This window comes from Burkholderia sp. 3C (assembly GCF_054589155.1).
The window spans coordinates 72467-92532 of record NZ_BAAILN010000159.1 but is presented as its reverse complement, the minus strand read 5'-3'; the positions used below and the strand labels follow the sequence as shown (position 1 = coordinate 92532).

Annotated in this window: 12 protein-coding genes and 1 pseudogene; 4 read left to right on the top strand and 9 right to left on the bottom strand. The window is 70.2% G+C overall.

Going from position 1 to position 20066, the window contains the following annotated elements:
• Positions 1 to 223: 223 nt before the first annotated feature.
• From glcF to ACYP33_RS34425, 4 genes are all read right to left on the bottom strand, one after another.
• A complete protein-coding gene (glcF, locus tag ACYP33_RS34440) occupies positions 224 to 1450 on the bottom strand; it encodes a glycolate oxidase subunit GlcF (RefSeq protein ID WP_414443975.1) in 1227 nt (408 codons plus the stop codon).
• Positions 1451 to 1457: 7 nt separating this feature from the next.
• Complete coding sequence (gene glcE / locus ACYP33_RS34435) at positions 1458 to 2546, bottom strand: glycolate oxidase subunit GlcE (protein ID WP_414443976.1); 1089 nt, start codon at positions 2544 to 2546, stop codon at positions 1458 to 1460.
• 189 nt (positions 2547 to 2735) lie between these two features.
• Positions 2736 to 4271, bottom strand: coding sequence for an FAD-linked oxidase C-terminal domain-containing protein (locus ACYP33_RS34430; RefSeq protein WP_459625558.1), 1536 nt, complete (start codon positions 4269 to 4271; stop codon positions 2736 to 2738).
• A 97-nt stretch (positions 4272 to 4368) separates the two neighbouring features.
• Positions 4369 to 5784 (bottom strand): FAD-binding oxidoreductase, encoded by a 1416-nt coding sequence (locus ACYP33_RS34425; RefSeq protein WP_459625557.1) that lies wholly within the window; start codon positions 5782 to 5784, stop codon positions 4369 to 4371.
• A 244-nt stretch (positions 5785 to 6028) separates the two neighbouring features.
• Here ACYP33_RS34425 and ACYP33_RS34420 point away from each other — a divergent pair, with 244 nt between their 5' ends.
• Together ACYP33_RS34420 and hmpA are read left to right on the top strand one after the other, a co-directional pair.
• Positions 6029 to 6580 carry a cob(I)yrinic acid a,c-diamide adenosyltransferase gene (locus tag ACYP33_RS34420; RefSeq protein WP_414450312.1) on the top strand — a complete coding sequence of 184 codons (552 nt, stop codon included), beginning with the start codon at positions 6029 to 6031 and terminating at the stop codon, positions 6578 to 6580.
• A 121-nt stretch (positions 6581 to 6701) separates the two neighbouring features.
• Complete coding sequence (gene hmpA, locus ACYP33_RS34415) at positions 6702 to 7922, top strand: NO-inducible flavohemoprotein (RefSeq protein ID WP_459625556.1); 1221 nt, start codon at positions 6702 to 6704, stop codon at positions 7920 to 7922.
• Positions 7923 to 8068: 146 nt separating this feature from the next.
• Here the strand turns inward: hmpA and aroG are convergent, their stop codons facing one another.
• A complete protein-coding gene (gene aroG, locus ACYP33_RS34410; RefSeq protein WP_459625555.1) occupies positions 8069 to 9142 on the bottom strand; it encodes a 3-deoxy-7-phosphoheptulonate synthase AroG in 1074 nt (357 codons plus the stop codon).
• 65 nt (positions 9143 to 9207) lie between these two features.
• Between aroG and ACYP33_RS34405 the strand changes: the two genes are divergently transcribed.
• Positions 9208 to 9501, top strand: a complete 294-nt coding sequence (locus ACYP33_RS34405; protein WP_459625554.1) for a hypothetical protein — start codon at positions 9208 to 9210, stop codon at positions 9499 to 9501.
• A 60-nt stretch (positions 9502 to 9561) separates the two neighbouring features.
• Here the strand turns inward: ACYP33_RS34405 and tldD are convergent, their stop codons facing one another.
• Genes tldD through ACYP33_RS34390 form a run of 3 tightly spaced genes read right to left on the bottom strand, consistent with a single transcriptional unit; the run spans position 9562 to position 16259 of the window.
• Positions 9562 to 11028, bottom strand: a complete 1467-nt coding sequence (tldD, locus tag ACYP33_RS34400) for a metalloprotease TldD (protein WP_414450308.1) — start codon at positions 11026 to 11028, stop codon at positions 9562 to 9564.
• Between the two features lie 58 nt (positions 11029 to 11086).
• Entirely contained in the window at positions 11087 to 11914 is an 828-nt protein-coding gene (locus tag ACYP33_RS34395) for a carbon-nitrogen hydrolase family protein (RefSeq protein WP_414450307.1), read from the bottom strand.
• Between the two features lie 55 nt (positions 11915 to 11969).
• A complete protein-coding gene (locus ACYP33_RS34390) occupies positions 11970 to 16259 on the bottom strand; it encodes a YhdP family phospholipid transporter (protein WP_459625553.1) in 4290 nt (1429 codons plus the stop codon).
• A gap of 226 nt (positions 16260 to 16485) precedes the next feature.
• Between ACYP33_RS34390 and glnE the strand changes: the two genes are divergently transcribed.
• Positions 16486 to 19317, top strand: coding sequence for a bifunctional [glutamate--ammonia ligase]-adenylyl-L-tyrosine phosphorylase/[glutamate--ammonia-ligase] adenylyltransferase (glnE, locus tag ACYP33_RS34385; protein WP_459625552.1), 2832 nt, complete (start codon positions 16486 to 16488; stop codon positions 19315 to 19317).
• A 211-nt stretch (positions 19318 to 19528) separates the two neighbouring features.
• On the opposite strand, the pseudogene ACYP33_RS34380 reads toward glnE, so the two are convergent.
• Positions 19529 to 20066: pseudogene (locus ACYP33_RS34380) on the bottom strand (DNA repair protein RecN); the annotation flags it as partial.

The following is a 20066-nucleotide window of genomic DNA, read 5'->3' as shown; positions in this document are numbered from 1 at the left end:
ACACTGCGAGCAGCGCCACGTCGCCGGGCGCGCGCCCGGCGGAGCGGGCCGCGTCGTCGATGCGGCGGTGAACGGAAGCGAGGCTGGCGGCGAGATCGGACATACGCGGCGGAAGACGGACGAAGAGGCGGACGAAGGCGTACAAACAGCGCAAACGGAAACGATGCGCCGCCGCCCGGAGGCGACGCGTCTCATTATACGGACCGCGCCGCGGGCGCAAGCGTCAGTCGTCGATCAACTGCTCGACGAGCTGGATCCAGTGCATGACGGGCGTGCTGGTGCCGCTTTGCAGATGCGAGATGCAGCCGACGTTGCCCGACACGATCAGGTGCGCATCGAGTTCGCCGAGCCGGGCGAGCTTGCGGCGGCGCAGTTTGTAGGACAGCGAGGGTTGGGTCAGCGAATAGGTGCCGGCCGATCCGCAGCACAGGTGGCTGTCGGTCGGCACGCGCAGGTCCACGCCGAGCGCGCCGAGCAGCCGCTCGACCTTGCCGCGCGATTGCTGGCCGTGCTGGAGCGTGCAGGGCGGGTGATAGGCGACAGGCTGCATGCCGCGCCGTTTCGCGAGCGCGACGAGCCGCGCCTCGAAGCCGGCCAGCAATTCGGAGATGTCGTGCGTCAGCTCGACCACGCGCCGCGCCTTGTCGGCATAGGCCGGATCGTCGCGCAGCAGGTGCGCGTAGTCGAGCACGGTCGCGCCGCAGCCGCTCGCGTTCATGACGATCGCCTCGGCGCCGGCCTCGATGGCTGGCCACCACGCGTCGATATTGCGGCGCGCGTCGGCCCGCGCCTCGTCGCGGTAGTTCAGGTGCAGCCGGATCGCGCCGCAGCAGCCGGCTTCGGGCGCAACCACGGTTTCGATGCCGAGTGCGTCGAGCACGCGCGCCGTGGCGATGTTGACGTTCGGCATCATGCTGGGTTGCACGCAGCCGGCCAGCATCAGCATCTTGCGCGGATGCCGCGCGGTGGGCCACGCGAGCGGCCGCGTGCGCAGCGGCACCTTGTCGCGCAACTGGCGCGGCAACAGCGGGCGGATCTGCTGGCCGAGCCGCATGGCCGGCCCGAACAACGCGCCGTTCGGCACGAAGCTCGCGAGCGCGCGCCGCATCAGGCGCTGCGACAGCGTGCGCGGCACGCGTGTTTCGAGTTGCTGGCGGCCGATTTCGACGAGCCGCCCGTATTGCACGCCCGACGGGCAGGTGCTTTCGCAACTGCGGCAGGTCAGGCAGCGGTCGAGATGCTGCTGGGTGCTGCGCGTGACGGGCGCGCCTTCCAGCATCTGCTTGATCAGGTAGATGCGCCCGCGCGGGCCGTCGAGTTCGTCGCCGAGCAGTTGATAGGTCGGGCAGGTCGCCGTGCAAAAGCCGCAATGCACGCACTTGCGCAGGATCGATTCGGCTTCGTCGCCATCGGGCGTGCCGCGAATGAAATCGGCGAGATTCGTCTGCATGAGCGGCTCAGAGATCGGGGTAGAGCCGGCCGCGGTTGAACACCCGGTCCGGATCGAAGGCGGTTTTCAGGCTGCGGTGGATCGCCAGCAGCGGCGTGGCGAGCGGCGTGAACACGGGCACGCCCTGCGCGTAGCCGGTGGCGGCGCGGAACAGCGTGGCGTGGCCGCCGGCCTGCTTGGCGCTCATGCGCACCGCGGTGGCGTCGGCGTCGGTAATCCACCAGCGCTGCGCGCCGCCCCATTCCATCATCTGCGAGCCGGGCAGATGCAGCGGTTCGGTGATCGACGGCAACGACAGGCGCCACAGCGCCTGGCCGGGCGCGAGCGCGTTGAAGAACGGATCGTTCTGCTCGCGCACGCCTTCCCAGAAGCGCTGGGCCTCGACCGCGTCGACCGCCTCGCCGCCGAGCATGGTCTTGGCCGACTTGACGGCCGCCTCGGCGCCCGACAGCCGCAGCACCAGCGTGCCGAACCGCCAGGCGCTCGCGCTGAGCGGAAACGGGTGGCCCGACCATTCGTTGAGCTTGCGCACGGCGTCGGTGGCGCTCATCTCGAACTTGACGGTCAGTTCGGCGACCGGGCGCGGCAGCACCTTGACCGACAGGTCGAGCATCAGCCCGAGCGTGCCGAGCGAGCCGGCCATCAGGCGCGCGACGTCGTAGCCGGCCACGTTCTTGACGACCTGGCCGCCGAAGCGCAGCACGTTGCCGCGGCCGTTCATCAGCGTCACGCCGAGCACGAAATCGCGCACCGCGCCGGCGCTGGCGCGGCGCGGCCCCGACAGCCCGGCCGCGATCGCGCCGCCGAAGCTGGCCTGCGGGCCGAAGTGGGGCGGCTCGAACGGCAGCATCTGGTTGTGGGCGGCGAGTTCGGCCTCGATCTCGTGCAGCGGGGTGCCGGCGCGCGCCGTGACGACCAGTTCGGCCGGATCGTAGGCGACGATGCCGCGCCAGGCGCGCGTGTCGAGCAGTTCGCCGTCGACCGCGTGGCCATACCAGTCCTTGGTGCCGCCGCCGCGAATCCGCAGGCCGTGGCCTGCGGCGCCCGCCGCGCGAATGCGCTCGGCCCAGTGCGCGACGATGTCGTCCTGTTCCATCCGGTGCCGGCTCCTCCCAAGTTTGTTCTGTGTCGATTGTACCGACGCCATGCGCGCCGACAGTCGGGCGAAGTCCCTAGAGACGCGCGGCCCGGCAGCCGCGCCGGGTATCTCGGAAAGGCCGCTCGGCGAGGCCGGCGCCTTGCCGGCAAGCGCGCCGCCGGTGCGCCCGAACGCGCGCGCGGCGGCTCAGAAGCGCGGCAGATCGGGGTGCGGCAGCAGGCCGCCGCGCACGTGCATGCGACCGTATTCGGCGCAGCGCGCGCGGCTCGGGATGCCCTTGTCGGGGTTCAGCAGGTTGGCCGGATCGAACGCGCGCTTGACGGCGAAGAACGTGTCGCGCTCCTCCGGCGAGAACTGGACGCACATCGAATTGAGCTTTTCGACGCCGACGCCGTGCTCGCCCGTCACCGTGCCGCCCAGTTCCACGCAGCTTTCGAGGATGTCGGCGCCGAACAGCTCGGCGCGGTGCAGCTCGTCCGGCTCGTTGGCGTTGAACAGGATCAGCGGGTGCATGTTGCCGTCGCCCGCATGGAACACGTTGATGCAGCGCAGCCCGTAGCGCGTTTCCATCTGCTCGATGCGCGCGAGCAGCGGGCCGATCGCGCGGCGCGGCACGGTGCCGTCCATGCAGTAGTAATCGGGCGAGATGCGGCCGGCGGCCGGGAACGCGTTCTTGCGGCCGGACCAGAAGCGCAGCCGCTCGCTCTCCGAGCGCGACACCTGGATGCGCGTCGCGCCGCTGGCCTTCAGCACGGCCGTCACGCGCGCGATTTCCTCGGCGACCTCGTCGGGCGTGCCGTCCGATTCGCAGAGCAGGATCGCGGCCGCGTCGAGGTCGTAGCCGGCCTGCGTGAAGGTTTCGACGGCCTGCGTGGCGGGCTTGTCCATCATCTCCAGCCCGGCCGGTACGATGCCCGCGGCGATGATCGCGGCCACCGCCTCGCCGCCCTTCACGACATCGTCGAAGCTGGCCATCACCAGTTGCGCGGCCTGCGGCTTGGGGATCAGCTTGACGGTGATCTCGGTGACGATCGCGAACATGCCCTCGCTGCCGATCATGATGGCCAGCAGGTCGAGGCCCGGCGTGTCGAGCGCGAGCGAGCCGAATTCCACCACGTCGCCGTCGATCGTCACGGCGCGCACGCGCAGCACGTTGTGCACGGTCAGCCCGTACTTGAGGCAGTGCACGCCGCCCGAGTTCTCGGCGACGTTGCCGCCGATCGTGCAGGCGATCTGCGACGACGGATCGGGCGCGTAATAGAGGCCGTACGGCGCGGCCGCTTCCGAAATAGCCAGGTTGCGCACGCCGGGCTGCACGGTGGCCGTGCGGGCGTACGAATCGACCTCGACGATGCGCGTGAAGCGCGCCAGCGACACCACGATGCCGTGCTGGTTCGGCAGCGCGCCGCCCGACAGGCTGGTGCCCGCGCCGCGCGGCACGATCGGCACGTTCAGGCGGCGGCAGATCTGCACGATCCGCTGCACCTGCGATTCGGTTTCGGGCAGCGCCACGGCCAGCGGCAGGCGCCGGTAGGCGGCCAGGCCGTCGCATTCGTAGGCGGCGGTATCTTCGTCGCGATGGAGCAGGCAGTGGGTCGGCAGCACGGCCATCAGCGCCTGCACCACCTCGCGCTGGCGCTGCGCGCGCGCGGCCGGGCCGAGCGGCGGGGGTTCGGCGCTCGCGGCGGCGGCGGCGGCCTGCGCGTCGGTGTTGGCGTTCATGTCTCCTCCTGGGGCGGCGGCCGTGGTCGGCCGTTTCGTGTCGTCTCGGTATCGAGGGCCGGCGGCGCGGCGGGTTGCCCGCGCGCCGCCGTGCGCCTCATGCGTCGAGGCTGAAGATCTTGCCGGGATTCATCAGGTTGTGCGGATCGAGCGCGAGCTTGATGGCGCGCATCGCGTCGATCGCGTTCTCGCCGTGCTCGGCGGCGAGGAAGCGCATCTTGTGCAGGCCCACGCCGTGCTCGCCGGTGCAGGTGCCGCCCATGCGCAGCGCGCGTTCGACGATGCGCTCGTTGATCCGCTCGGCTTCCTGCAATTCCTCGGGACGGGCGGGATCGATCAGGATCGCGACATGGAAATTGCCGTCGCCCACGTGCCCGACGATCGGGCAGGGCAGCGTGGAGGCGCGCAGGTCGACCTCGGTTTCCTCGACGCAGGCGGCCAGGCGCGAGATCGGCACGCACACGTCGGTGGTCACGGCGCGGCAGCCGGGCTTCAGTTGCAGCATGCCGAAGAACGCGTTGTGCCGTGCCGACCAGAGCCGCGTGCGGTCTTCGGGGCGGGTGGCCCACTCGAAGCCCTGGCCGCCGTTCTGCGCGGCCAGCTCCTGCACGCGTTCGGCTTGCTCGCGCACGCCGGCCTCGGTGCCGTGGAATTCGAAGAACAGCGTCGGCGCCTCGGCCAGCGTCAGGTTCGAGTGGCGATTGATGGCGCGGATGCCGAGCGCATCGATGAACTCGACGCGCGCGATCGGCACGCCGGTCTGGATGGTTTCGATCACGCTGCGCACGGCGTCGCTCATCGACGGGAACGTGCAGGTGGCGGCCGATACCGCCTCGGGCAGTGGATGCAGGCGCAGCGTGATTTCGGTGATCACGCCGAGCGTGCCTTCGGAGCCGACCAGCAGGCGCGTCAGGTCGTAGCCGGCCGACGATTTGCGCGCGCGGCTGCCGGTCTTGATGAGGCGGCCGTCGGCCAGCACGGCGTTCAGGCCCAGCACGTTCTCGCGCATCGTGCCGTAGCGCACGGCGTTGGTGCCCGAGGCGCGGGTGGCGGCCATGCCGCCGATGCTGGCGTCGGCGCCCGGATCGATCGGGAAGAACAGGCCGGTGTCGCGCAGCGCTTCATTGAGTGCCTTGCGCGTGATGCCCGGCTCGACCGTGACGGTCAGGTCGTCGGCGTCGATCGACAGCACGCGGTTCATGCGCGACACGTCGAGCGAGACGCCGCCGCGCACCGCCAGCAGATGGCCTTCGAGCGAGGAGCCAGCGCCGTACGGAATCAGCGGCACGCCATGTTGCGCGCACAGCGCGACCACGGTGCGCACTTCATCGGCGCTTTGCGCGAACACCACGGCGTCGGGCAGCTCGGGGTCGAACGGGGATTCGTCGCGGCCGTGATGGGTGCGCACGGCTTCGGAGGTGGACAGGCGCTCGCCGAACGCAGCGGCCAGCGCGTCGCGCAGCGCATCGGGGAACGGACGGCGCAGCGACGCCGGCGGGGCAGGATGGTTCACGCGTGTCTCCTGGAACGGCTTGTGGGGGCGTGCAGTCGCGGGCCGGCGAGAGGTGCGCCGGTGCGACGATGGGGAAATCATTCTACGCGCAAAGGCCGTCGCCTTGAGCGGGGCCGCCGCTGGGATAATCGGCGTTCGCGCGCGTGCGCCGGCCTTTCTCCGTGGCGGGGAAGAGCATGGTCGCCGCGCTGTCACATCACCGGCCGGGCCGCGCCGCGCGCCCGCACACGACGAGGATCGAACCATGGGCAACCGCCTGAGCAAGATTGCAACCCGCACCGGCGACGACGGCACCACGGGCCTGGGCGACGGCAGCCGCGTCGCCAAGGACGCGGCGCGGATCGCGGCGATCGGTGATATCGACGAACTCAATTCGCAGCTCGGCGTGCTGCTGGCCGAGCCGTTGCCGGAAGATATTCGCGGCGCGCTGTCGGCGATCCAGCACGATCTGTTCGACCTGGGCGGCGAGCTGTGCATCCCGGGCCATGTGGCGATGACCGACGCGCATCTGGCCCGGCTCGACGACTGGCTCGCGCACTACAACGCGCAACTGCCGCCGCTCAAGGAGTTCATCCTGCCGGGCGGCGCGCGCACGGCGGCGCTTGCGCATGTCTGCCGCACCGTGTGCCGGCGCGCCGAGCGCGCGATCGTGGCGCTGGGGGCGGCCGAAGCGGTCGAGGCCACGCCGCGCCGCTACGTGAACCGGCTCTCCGATCTGCTGTTCGTGCTGGCGCGGGTGCTGAACCGCGCGGCTGGCGGCAGCGACGTGCTGTGGGAGCGTGGCCGGCCCGAATGAGGGCATGATCGCTTCGGTCGTTATCGATGGAAGCGATGCGTCAATTTGCCTATGTCGACGTGCGGTTCTTAAAGATGTATTGTTTGTGCATCTTTAAGAACAACCCCCATGGAGAACACGCATGACGACGCTCACCGCCGACCAGATGGCCCGGGTCAAGGCCACCGCTCCCGTTCTTGCCGCACACGGCACGACCATCACGCGGCACTTCTACCAGCGGATGTTCAAGCACCGCCCGGAAGTGCGGAACCTGTTCAACCAGACCCACCAGACTGCGGGCGGCGGGCAGCCGGAGGCGCTGGCGAAGGCGGTGTACGCGTACGCGGCGAACATCGACAACCTCGCCGTGCTCGGCAGCGCCGTGTCGCGCATCGCGCAGAAGCACGTGAGCCTGGCGATCCGGCCCGAACACTATCCGATCGTCGGCGAGCATCTGCTGGCGTCGGTCGTCGAGGTGCTCGGAGATGCCGTCGATGCGGACACGGTCGCGGCCTGGCAGGCGGCCTACGCGCAGCTCGCGGAGCTGCTGATCGGCGTCGAGGCGAAGCTGTACGACGCTGCGCCGTGGAGCGGTTATCGCCCGTTCCGCGTCGCGCGCAAGGAGCGCGAAAGCGACGAAATCACCTCGTTCTATCTGGAGCCGACCGACGGCGGCGCGGCGCCGAAGTTCGAGCCGGGCCAGTTCGTGTCGATCAAGCGCTATGTGGGCGATCTCGGCGTCGATCAGCCGCGCCAGTACAGCCTGTCGGACGCGCCGAACGGCAAGTGGCTGCGGATTTCGGTGAAGCGCGAGGCCGGGCATGCCGCAGGCAGCGAGCCGGCGGTGCCGGCCGGCAAGATCTCGGTGCAACTGCACGACGGGGTGGAGGTGGGCGCGATCGTCGAGGTGACGGCGCCGGCCGGCGATTTCACGCTGTCGCGCGAGGCCGGCAAGCCGGTCGTGCTGATTTCGGGCGGGGTCGGCATCACGCCGATGGTGTCGATGGCCACGACGCTGGCGGCCTCGGGCGGCACGCGGCCGATCCGCTTCGTGCACGCCTGCCGTTCGGGCAGCGTGCATGCGTTCCGCGACTGGCTCAATGCGCTGGTCAAGGCTTACCCGGATGCGAAGCGCGAGGTGCTCTACGAAATCGTGGGCCCGGGCGATCGCGCGGGCGTCGATCACGATCGCGAAGGGCGTCTGACGCCGGACGTGTTGCGCGCCTCGATGCTGCCCGACGCCGATTACTACGTCTGCGGCCCGGTGGCGTTCATGAACGCGCAGCGCGATGCGCTGCTGGCGCTCGGCGTGGCGCGCGAGCGCGTGCATGCGGAAATCTTCGGTTCGGGCGCGATCGACTGATCGGCCGAACCACCCATCGAGCGCGGTAAACAACATCGCCCGGGAGCGTTGACGCCCCCGGGCGATGTGTGTATTTCAGCGGTTCGGCAATTCAGCGGCCTGGCGGCGGCGCTTCAGACACGCCCCGCCAGCCTAGCCCCCGCGCCTCAGTTGCCGCTGCCGCGCGCCACGCGGCGCGCCCGCACCGCTTCGGCCAGGCCGTCGAGCAGCGTGACGCTGTCGTCCCAGCCGATGCAGGCGTCGGTGATGCTCTGGCCGTAGGTCAGCGGGCAGCCCGGCGTCAGGTCCTGACGGCCTGCCACCAGATGCGATTCCACCATCACGCCCACGATGCGGTCGTCGCCGGCTGCCAGTTGGCGGCCGATGTCGGCGCACACGGGAATCTGGTTCTCGTGCTTCTTCGAGCTGTTCGCGTGGCTCGCGTCGATCATCAGGCGCGCGGCAAGGCCGGCCTTGCCGACATCGGCGCAGGCGGCGTTCACGCTTTCCGCGTCGTAGTTGGGCGCCTTGCCGCCGCGCAGGATCACGTGGCAATCCTCGTTGCCGGCGGTCGAGACGATCGCCGAGTAGCCGCCCTTGGTCACCGACAGGAAATGGTGCGGCTGCGAAGCGGCCTTGATCGCGTCCACGGCGATCTTGACGTTGCCGTCGGTGCCGTTCTTGAAGCCGACCGGGCACGACAGGCCCGACGCCAGCTCGCGGTGCACCTGCGATTCGGTGGTGCGTGCGCCGATCGCGCCCCACGACACCAGATCGGCGATGTACTGCGGGCTGATCATGTCGAGGAATTCGGTGCCGGCCGGCAGGCCCAGCGAATTGATCTGCAGCAGCAACTCGCGCGCGGTGCGCAGGCCTTCGTTGATCTTGAAGCTGTTGTCGAGTTGCGGATCGTTGATCAGCCCCTTCCAGCCCACCGTCGTGCGCGGCTTCTCGAAGTACACCCGCATCACGATCTCCAGGTCGTCCTTGTGCTTGCGGCGCAGGTCGACGAGCTGGTTCGCGTATTCGACCGCGGCCTTGGTATCGTGAATCGAGCACGGGCCGATCACCACCACGAGCCGGTCGTCCATGCCGTGCAGGATCCGGTGCAGCGAACGGCGCGTCGAGTAGATCAGCTCGGCCACGGCTTCCGAGCACGGGAATTCGCGGATCAGATGGGCGGGCGGCGTGAGTTCTTTCAATTCGCGGATACGGACATCGTCGGTGTTGTGCGGGGGCATGGCTATGTTCTCCAGTGTCGCTTTGCCGGTTCGGGCTTGCGTCGGGCCGTTGCGGATATCGTGGGTTGAATGGGCGGCCGGTGGTTCATCGGGAGCCGGAGCGACGCCGGCGGGGCAAAAAAAAACCGCCGGGTTCGCCGGCGGTCTTTTCAGGAATTCGGTTCGCGCTTTACGCGCTATCACTCCTCTCGATCCGCCAACGGTCTGAGATACCAAAAAAAGTAAAAATAAAACTTGGCGGACATGGCGTGTTCGATGTGTTGTCGAGCAGAGGATTGCAACTTTATACCCGGGCTGCACGCGATGTGCAAGCCTGGGCGGTGAAAAACGCGGATGATCCGCGCGAAATCAAGAATTGATGAAGAAATTCTGCATGGCGATGCGGGCTTGCCGCATCGCACCATGCGATCCGGCCCAGCTTACGCGGTGCCGCCCACCGTCATCGAATCGATTCGCAGGGTCGGCTGGCCGACGCCCACCGGCACGCTCTGGCCTTCCTTGCCGCACACGCCCACGCCCGAATCGAGCTTCATGTCGTTGCCGATCATGCTGACGTATTTCAGCGATTCCGGGCCGCTGCCGATCAGCGTCGCGCCCTTGACGGGGTACGTGATCTTGCCGTTTTCGATCATGTAGGCCTCGGAGGCCGAGAACACGAACTTGCCGTTGGTGATGTCGACCTGGCCGCCGCCGAAATTGACCGCGTACAGGCCGTTCTTGACCGACGCGATGATTTCTTGCGGGTCCTTGTCGCCGTTCAGCATGTAGGTGTTGGTCATGCGCGGCATCGGCAGCGCCGCGTACGACTCGCGGCGCGCGTTGCCGGTGACGGGCATCTTCATCAGGCGCGCGTTGAGCGTGTCCTGGATGTAGCCCTTCAGGATGCCGTCCTCGATCAGCGTGGTGCACTGCGTCGGGTTGCCTTCGTCGTCGATGTTCAGCGAGCCGCGGCGGTTCGGCAGCGTGCCGTCGTCCACCACCGTCACGCCCTTGGCGGCGACGCGCTCGCCGATCTGGCCGGCGAACGCGGACGAGCCCTTGCGGTTGAAGTCGCCTTCCAGGCCGTGGCCGATCGCTTCGTGCAGCAGCACGCCGGGCCAGCCCGAGCCGAGCACCACCGTCATGGTGCCGGCCGGGGCCGGCCGTGCGTCGAGGTTGACGAGCGCCGCGTGCACGGCGTCGTCCACGTATTTCGACAGGACTTCGTCGCTGAAATAGCCGTAATCGAAGCGGCCGCCGCCGCCGCCCGAGCCGATTTCGCGGCGGCCGTTCTGTTCGGCGATCACCGTGACCGACACGCGCACCAGCGGGCGGATGTCGGCGGCCAGCACGCCGTCGCTGCGCGCCACCAGCACCACGTCGTATTCACCGGCCAGGCCCGCCATCACCTGCGTGATGCGCGGGTCGCGGCCGCGCGCCATCTGCTCGACGCGCTCCAGCAGCTTGACCTTGGCGGTGGCGTCGAGCGAGGCCAGCGGATCGGACGGCAGATACAGATCACGCCCCGATACGCCGGTCAGCGACGAGGCGACCTGCACCTTGCGCCGGCCGCCGCCTGCCGCGGCGATCGCCTTGGTGGCCGAGGCCGCCTGGCGAATCGCCTCGGGCGAGAGGTCGTCCGAGTAGGCGAATGCGGTGCGGTCGCCGGCCACGGCGCGCACGCCCACCCCCTGGTCGATGCTGAAGCTGCCCGATTTGACGATCCCTTCCTCGAGGCTCCAGGCTTCGCTTCGCGTGGCCTGGAAGTACAGGTCGGCGTAGTCGACGCGATGCGTGAAGATGTCGGCGAGCGTGCGCGTGAGCAGCGATTCGTCGAGGCCGTACGGCGTGAGCAGGATGTCCTTGGCGAGGGCGAGATTGCGGATGCCGGGTTCGATGATGTTCATGCGGTATCGGGGTTCTTAGCAGGTGACTCGGGGATGTCTCGTAATGGGGGCGGTGCGCTCAGCCGAGCACGCGATGCCGCCACGCGGGCAGGCTCTGGCGAACTTCGGCGATGCGCGCCGCGTCGAGCGGGCCGGCCACGACGCCGGCGCCTTCCTCGCGCACGGCGACGATCTCGCCCCACGGATCGATCAGCAGGCTGTGGCCCCAGGTGCGGCGGCCGTTCTCGTGCTTGCCGCCCTGCGCGGCCGCCAGCACGTAGCACTGGTTCTCGACTGCCCGTGCGCGCAGCAGCGTTTCCCAGTGCGCGCGGCCGGTGGTGTACGTGAAGGCCGACGGCACCACCATCAGGGCGCAATCGCCGAGCTTGCGGTACAGCTCCGGGAAGCGCAGATCGTAGCAGACCGACAGGCCCACCTTGCCGAACGGCGCGTCGAACGTCTGCACGGCCTCGCCGGGACGGATCGTGCGAGCCTCGTCGAACGATTCCTCGCCCTTCTCGAAGCTGAACAGGTGGATCTTGTCGTAGCGCGCCGCCTCGCGGCCCTCGGGATCGAACACCAGCGTGGTGTTCAGCACCCGCGACGGTTCCGGCGCGGCCAGCGGCAGCGTGCCGCCGATCACCCAGATGCCGTGGCGTTTCGCGGCGTCGGCCAGGAAGCGCTGGATCGGGCCGTCGGGGTAGGGCTCGGCGATCGCGAGCTTGTCGGTATCGCGGTGGCCCATGAAGCAGAAGTATTCGGGCAGCAGCACCAGTTGCGCGCCGTCGGCGGCCGCCTCGGCGATCAGCCGGCCGGCCTCGTCGAGGTTGCGGACGACGTCGGGCGTGCTGACCATCTGCAGCGCGGCGACCGTGAACGGGGAAACGCGATCGGGTCGGTCGGTCATCGAGGAAGCTTCGTCGAGGAGTAAAAAGGGTGCGGCCCGGTGGCGGCGCGGCGCATCAGCGCTGGGGTTCGCCGTCGGGCGTGCGGATCATCTTACCCCGATCGCCGGTCACTCGCTGAATCCGCGGATGCGCCCACGAGCCGGTGATCGCATAGTCGAACGCGAACGCGTGGGACAGCGTTTGCGACAGCGCGAGGTTGGCGGCCAGCACGCCGAGGCCGAGCAATGGGTTGATCACGGCCGCGCCCACCGCCGCCGCGCTGGCGCTGACCTTCGGCGCGATGTGCGCGTGCAGGTCCTGTGTTTCGTGGGCCAGATCGACCGTGCCCTTGACGGTCACGCGCGCCGGCGCGGTAACCATGCGGAAATCGTCGGTGGTGGCGATGCCGTTGTCGATCCGGCTGGTGCCCTGGATCGAGTCGAACGGCAGGCCCTTGCCGATCACGTCGCGAAAATCCAGCGTCAGGAAGCGCGCCAGCCCTTGCAGGCTCAACACGCCGAGCAGCTTGGCCGCGCCCGGATCGACCTTGAGGATCTGACCGTGAGCGAGATCGATGGCGAGCCGGCCGTCGAGCGACGGGTAATCGATGGCGGTCGGGCCGCCGCGCCAGCCGACCTTGCCTTCCAGCGTGCCGCGGCCGTTCGCGACCGTGCGCGGCAGGCCGACGCGGTCGAGCAGCGCGCCGGCGTCGTCGATCGCCAGCTTGAAGTCGAACACGGTGCGGCGCGGCGCGTCGTCCTCGTCGGCGCCGTGCGCGATGGCGCGCCGCGAGGTGCGCCAGTTGGCGGTGGCGGTGAGCTTGGCGGCCGGGTTGGCCAGTTCGAGCTTGTCGAGCTGCCAGACCGGGATGCCGTTCTCGTCGAAGTTGTGCGCGTTGACCTGCAACCGGCCGATGTCGTGCCCGCGCGCCACCACCTGGTCCACCACCAGATCGATGGCCGGCATCGCGCGATCGGTCGGCATGTTCATCGCGCCGCCCACCAGGTCGTGATCGGCGCTGTCGGGGATCACCAGCTTGGCGAGCCGCGCATTGAGCACGCCCGCGCTGTTCTGGCCGCCGCGCGGCTCCCACGACAGGTAGCCCGATACCTGGTTCGAGGCCACGTTGGCCTGCCAGAGGTCGTCCACGTGCGAGGCGCCGACGATCACGTTTTCCCAGTTGCGCTTGATCAGCTTCAGCGTGCCGAAGTGCAGCGCGAAGCGTTTCGGCGCGAAGCTGGCGAGATCGACGCGCGCGGCCGGCAGCGGTGCGTTCGCGGCGGCGGGCGCCGACGCAGAAGTGGGCGCGGACGGCGCAGTCGGGCCTTTGTCGGCCACCGCCGCCGCTGCCGTCGCGGCCGGGGCCGCGCGCGTGCCGGCCGCCGGGCGCAGCGTCTTGGCGAACGCGAGCCAGGCGTCGGCGTCGAGCGCGGAGGCGTCGACCACGGCCGTCACGCCGTCGCGCGGCAGGTCGGGCATGCGGTTCATGCCGAGCGCGCCGCGCACCGCGCGCACCGGCTCGCCGTGCGTCGCATCGAGCAGATAGGTGGCCGCCACGGGGCCGAGCTTCAGGTCGGCCTGGCCGAGCGTGCGGCGGCCGTCGGGCGGCAGCGGGTGCAGCGTGAAGCTGAACGGCATGGCCGTGCCGGCCGGCTTGGTGAACGGCGCGGGGAAGTCGAGCGCGAGGCCGGTCAGGTCGGATGACGCGCTGACTTCGGGCAGGCCGCCCTTCGTGCCGCGCACCGACAACTGGTAAGGCGCGTCGCCGACCACCCGGCCGAGCAGCGCCGCCGCCGGCCCGTGCAGGTTCAGCCCGCGCGCCGAATCGACGGCGATCCGGCCGTCCACGTCGACATCGTAGTTGCCGCCGTGACGGAAGCCGCCGTTGGCGTGCACCTCGCCGCCGAGCAGGCGCGCCGAAAGCCGGTCGAGCGAGGCGCTCTGCTGCGTGAAGCGCACCGTGCCGCGCAGTTGCGACAGCGGCGGCAGGCCGTCCGCCTCCAGCGTGTTGCCGCCGAACGCGAGCGCGCCGGCGACCTGCGTGTGCGGCTGCTTCTGGCGCTGCGGGATGGTCAGCTTCAGCGCCAGCGAGGCCGGCCCCTGCGCGCGCAGGCGCTGGCCGACGTGGCCGGACAGGCCGCCGAGCGTGCTGTTGTCGGCATAGTCGATCAGGTCGGCCAGCGGGCCGTGGGCGCGGCCCTCGATCACGAGCGGCGATTTGAGCGGATGGCCGAGATCGTCGATGCGGCCGACCACGTTGGTCAGTTGCACGCGCTTGTAGCGGGCGCGCGGGATGTCGAAGCGCAGCTTGTTCTGCTGCATCTCGAACACGCCTTCGATGCCGTCGAGCGCCGGCCACACGCTCAGCGTGCCGTTGGCGAGCCGGCGCGGCGGCTGCGGCGTCGGCTCGAAGCGCCCGCCCGTGAACGGCGCGTGCACGTGGAAGATGCCCTGATCCGGCGTGTATTCGTAGGGGAAGGTTTCGAGCGGCCCCTTGGCGATGATGGTCGCGCCCTTCGACACCGTGCCGGCTTGCAGTGCGTGGCCGAGGTACAGGTGCAGGCGATCCGACATGCTGGTCGGCAGGTAGCGGACGATGCGCGCCACCGCCGCGCGGCCGAAGTCGGCCTTCAGGTCGAGGTTGCCGCGCCCGTGGCCGGGGTTCGTGTAGCTGCCGGTCACGGTGATCTCGGCATCCGGGTTGGCCACGTACAGCGATGGCACCTGCACCTCGATGCGCGGCCGCCGTTCGCCCGGCGCGGGCTGGGCCGCGATGGTCCAGGCGGTTTGCGCGCGGATCCGGTCGAACGTCAGGCGCGGATCCTCGAACACGCCCGGCACCGTGACGGCGGCATTGACCGTATCGATCTGCGCCTGTCCGCCGCGCTCGCTCGCATCGATATGTCCCCAGAGGTTCTCGAAGCCCGGTATCCCGGCGCGCGGGTGGCCGCGCGGCGACAGGCCCGGCCCGGGCTCCTGCGCCTCGAAGCTGATGCCCTGCAGATCGCCCGTCGCGTGGTAATGCACGATCGGCGCGGCATGCGCGGTGTCGTCGCCGGCCAGCTCGGCGCGGCTCGGCGCGGCGCGCTCGGCTTCCATCACGTAATTGGCGACCAGCCCGCGCGGGTCGACGCGCACCAGTTCGTTGCGGAACCGCGCGGGCAGCGGCAGGCCGCGGATGAATTCGGCGAGGATGCCGAGATCGACGCGGTCGCCGGCCACCCGGATCAACTGGCCGTGCTGCGCGTCGGGCACGCGATAGCGCGCGGTCAACGTCGAGAACGCCAGCGAGCGCGACAGCGGCGTGCCGTCGTCGAGCGGCGGCTGGCCCAGCTCGGCGTGCAGGTTCGAGAGGCTCAGCGTGTAGTCGTGGCCCGGATCGAGCGCGAGATCCCAGCCGAACTTCGCGACCGGGATATCGAGGCGGGGCTGCGTCGGCCGCACCCGCAGCGCCAGATCGGCGCCGTTCAGGCTGCCGTGCGCGTCGAACAGCCGGCCGTTGCGGAAACCGATCCAGATCGTGTTGTCGATGCGGCCCGCGTAGGCGCGCAGCGGCACCGGCAGGTAGCGCGCGAGCGTCGGCAGGTCGACCGCGCCGGTGGCCACGTAGGCGTCGCCCGTCCAGTTGGCGGGCCGGCCGATCGCGGCCAGCGGCTTGTGGGTGAAGCGCGCGCGGAAATCGAGCGGGCCGGCGAACAGCGTGCCGTTGGCCGGCGCCTGCAGCGCGAGCCGGTGCACCAGGCCGTCGTTGAGCACCGCGAGGCGGATGCCGGTCAGCGTCAGCTCGGGCGCGTCACGCTGGGCGTCGAGCCAGCGCAGCGTGCCGCCGCGCAGCACGATCGCCTGCTGGCGCAGCAGCCAGGTGCTGAACGTGTCGTTGCCGCCGGTGTGCACGGTCGGCACGGTCACGCCCGCCACCGACAGCGTGCCGTCGCGCGCGCGTGCGATCAGCAGGTCGGGGGCGTCCACCACGAGGCTCGACAGGGCCGGCGAGAACTGGATCAGCGAGCGCCACGAGATCGCGGCGGTGGCGTGCGGCACGTTCAGCGCCGTCTTGCCGTCCTTGCCGCGAATCGTCAGCGCCGTGATGTCGACGCCGGGCTGCATGCCCGACCAATGCGGCGCGAGCTTGCCGATCCGGACTTCGGTATGGAGCTTGTCGGAAACGAAGGTTTCGATGCGGGGCCGCAGCGTGTCGACCTGCGGCAGCAGCACGTAGCGCAGGCCGAGGTAGCCGGTGGCGGCGACGAAATAGAGGGTGGCGCCGCTCACGATGGCGACGCGGAGCACGCGACGCAGCACCGGATGATCGTGCTCGGGAGGTCCGGCTTCTTGACTGGCTGCGGATTCCTGGCGGTCGGGCATGCGGCGGAGGGGCGGCGATGTGATAGCGTTGCGGACTGACGCTGAAATGTAACACAGGGGTGTGCCGGGGCGGCCGTATGGCCGGCTTGCGCGCCTTTGTCGCCGGAAAATCGAAGCGCGGGCGATGGCCGCCGCGCGCCGGCTTATCCGGCCAGTCTCCTGCTTGCCTCCTGGCGCCGCGCGCATCGCGCCGGCGCTCCGACCGCCTTCCTGCCGCGCCGCCGCCATGACCGACGCCTCCGCCTTGATCAGCACTGTCTATTCCCGCTACCTCGCACGCGCCGCCGTCGCGCGCCCCGAACTCGCCGCGCGTATCGCCGCCTGGGCCGCCGCCCCGGTCGGGCGCGCCGCGATCGAGGCGCGGCTCACCGAGCTGCTCGACGCCGCCGCGGGCGGGCCGGGCCGCCCGGTCGGCGAGGAGCCGCTGCGCCGCGCCTTGCGGCAGTTGCGCATCGAGGTGTTCGGCGCGGTGGCCGAGCGCGATCTGGCCGGGCTGGCCGACGTCGCCGAAGTCACCGGCGCGATGACCGACCTGGCCGAAGCCACGCTGCAACGCTCGCTGGCCGTGCTGTCGACCGAACTGGAAGCGCTCTACGGCGAGCCGCGCGGGCCGTCGGGCGAGCGCCTGACGCTCGGCGTGGTCGGCATGGGCAAGCTCGGCGGGCGCGAGCTGAACGTGTCGTCCGACATCGACCTGATCTTCGTCTACGAAGACGACGGCGAGACAGCCGGCGGCACGCGCGCCGCGCTGGCCACCCAGGAATATTTCACGCGGCTCGGCCGGCGCCTGATCGGCGTGATGTCCGACGCCACCGCCGACGGCTACGTGTTTCGCGTCGACATGCGCTTGCGCCCGAACGGCGATTCCGGCCCGCTGGTCTGCAGCCTCGGCATGCTGGAGGAATACTTCTACGTGCAGGGCCGCGAGTGGGAGCGCTATGCGTGGATCAAGGGGCGGCTCGTGTCGGAGCCCGACAGCGAGCCGGCGCAGCGCCTGGCGAAACAGCTCGACGCGATCGTCAAGCCGTTCGTCTACCGGCGCTACCTCGATTTCGGCGTGATCGGCGCGATCCGCTCGCTGCACAGCCAGATCCGCCAGGAAGCGCAGCGGCGCGCCTCGATGCGCCCCGACAAGGCCGACGACATCAAGCTCGGCCGCGGCGGCATCCGCGAGATCGAATTCAGCGCGCAGGTGTTCCAGTTGATTCGCGGCGGCCAGGATGCCGATTTCCGGATCCGGCCGACGCTCGCGGTGCTGGCGCACGCCGTCACGCGCGGGCTGGTGGCGGCCGACGTGGCCGAGCGCTTCGCCGAGGCCTACCGGTTCCTGCGCGTGATCGAGCACCGCCTGCAATACCGCAACGATGCGCAGACTCACGCGATGCCGGTGGACCCCGACGATCGCGCGGCGCTGGCGGCCTCGCTCGGCTATGCCGATTACGCCGCGCTGCTGACCGAACTCGATCGCCATCGCGGTTTCGTCGAGGCGCAGTTCGACCAGATCTTCTCGAACCGGCTGGCCGACGAGCCGGGCGGCAACGGCCATGGCGACGACGGTGCGTCGGCCTGGATCTGGAGCGAGGCGCTGGCCGACGACGGCGAGGACGACGCGCTGCTCGCGCGCCTGTCCGGCCTCGGCTTCGCCGACCCGGCGGCCGTGCTGGCGCGGCTGCGCGGTGTGTGGCGCTCGTCGCGCTACGCCGGGCTGCCCGAAAGCAGCCGGCAGCGTTTCGATCGCGTCGCCAAGCGCGCGCTCGACGCGGCCCCCGGCATCGATGCCGCGCATCGCGGCGACACCGTGATCCGTTTCTTCGATCTGCTGGAGACGGTCGGCCGGCGCGGCGCCTATCTGGCGCTGCTGACCGAATACCCGGCCGCGCTGGAGCGCGTGCTGTCGGTGCTCGGCGCGACGCGCTGGGGCGGCGGCTACCTGATCCGCCATCCGCAACTGCTCGACGAACTGCTCGACGACGAGGCGATCGCCAGCCCGTTCGACGTGACGCTGTTCAAGGACACGCTGCGCGCGCGGCTCGCCGCCGCCGACGGGATGGAACAGCAGATGGACCTGCTGCGCCACGCGCAGCACGCCGAGGTATTCCGGATCCTGCTGATCGATCTGGCCGGCAAGCTGTCGGTCGAGCATGTCAGCGATCGGCTCTCGGAGCTGGCCGACGCCGTGCTCGACGTGACGCTCGGCGTGGTCTGGTCGCAACTGGCCAAGCGTCACCGCGACGCGCCGCGCTTCGCCGTGATCGCCTACGGCAAGCTCGGCGGCAAGGAGCTCGGCTACGCGTCGGACCTCGACGTGATCTTCCTCTACGACGACCCCGACGACCGCGCCGCCGACATCTACACCACCTACACGCGCCGGCTGATCACCTGGCTGACCACCGCCACCGGCGCCGGCGCGCTGTTTGATCTCGACCTGCGGTTGCGGCCGAACGGCGAGGCGGGGCTGCTCGTCACCGATCTCGATGCGTTCCGCCGCTATCAGTTGCGCGAGGGCGACGGCGCGAACACCGCCTGGGTCTGGGAGCACCAGGCGCTCACGCGCGCGCGCTTCAGCGCGGGCGATCCCGAGATCGGCGCGGCGTTCGAGGCGATCCGCGAGCAGGTGCTGACCACGCCGCGCGACGGCGAGCTGCTGGCGCGCGAGATCGTCGGCATGCGCGACAAGGTGACGGCCGGCCACCCGAACACGAGCGAGCTGTTCGACCTCAAGCACGATCGCGGCGGGATGGTCGACATCGAGTTCATCGTCCAGTACTGGGTGCTGCTGCATGCGGCGAGCGATCCGGCCCTGATCCGCAATACCGGCAATATCGCGCTGCTGCGCGAGGTGGCGCGTTTCGGCCTGATGGACGACACCGAGGCCGAGACGGTGGGCGCCGCCTACCGGGTCTATCGCAAGCGGCAGCATCAATTGCGGCTCGACGGCATGGAGAAGGCGCGCGTGCCGGGCGAGGCCGTGGCGGCCGAGCGCGCGGCCGTGCAGGCCTTGTGGGAGCGGGTGTTCGGCGGGGTGACGCCGGCCGCTGCGGGGGACGCCGAGGGCTGAAGGAAACCAGACGGGGCGGGCGCGGCGCTCAAATGGCGACGTGTCACCCATCCGCATCTGTTTCTCCAAGCACGCGTTCCGTGCGGGCGATCCGGCCGCGATCGACCGTGGCACACACTGGCGGCTCACTGCGACCGGCTCGCGGTGGCCGGTCTGCGAGATCGAGCCGGCGCGCGCTGCTGGCATGGCGCCGGTGCGCGGCGCCTCGGCCTCAGGCGGCCAGCATTTCCTTGGCGTGCTTGCGCGTGGTGGCGGTGATCTCGATGCCGCCGAGCATGCGCGCGACTTCCTCGACGCGGCTCGCGCGGTCGAGCGGCGTGACCGTCGAGACGGTGCCGCCCGCGTGGTCCCGGCCCTTGGCGACCTGGAAGTGATGATCGCCGCGCGCGGCCACTTGCGGCAGGTGCGTCACGCACAGTACCTGGCGGTCGCGGCCCAACTGATGCAGCAGCCGCCCGACCACCTCGGCCACGCCGCCGCCGATGCCGGTATCCACTTCGTCGAAGATCAGCGTGGGCGTGAGGCTGGCCGCGCTGGCGATCACCGCGAGCGCGAGGCTGATGCGCGCCAGTTCGCCGCCCGAGGCGACCTTGGTCAGCGGGCGCAGCGGCACGCCCGGATGGCCGGCCACGCGGAATTCGATCTGTTCTAGGCCGTGCGCGCCGCCTTCGGCGAGCGGCACCAGCGCGACATCGAAGCTGCCGCCCGCCATCGACAACTCCTGCATCGCGGCCGTGACCGCGCCGCCG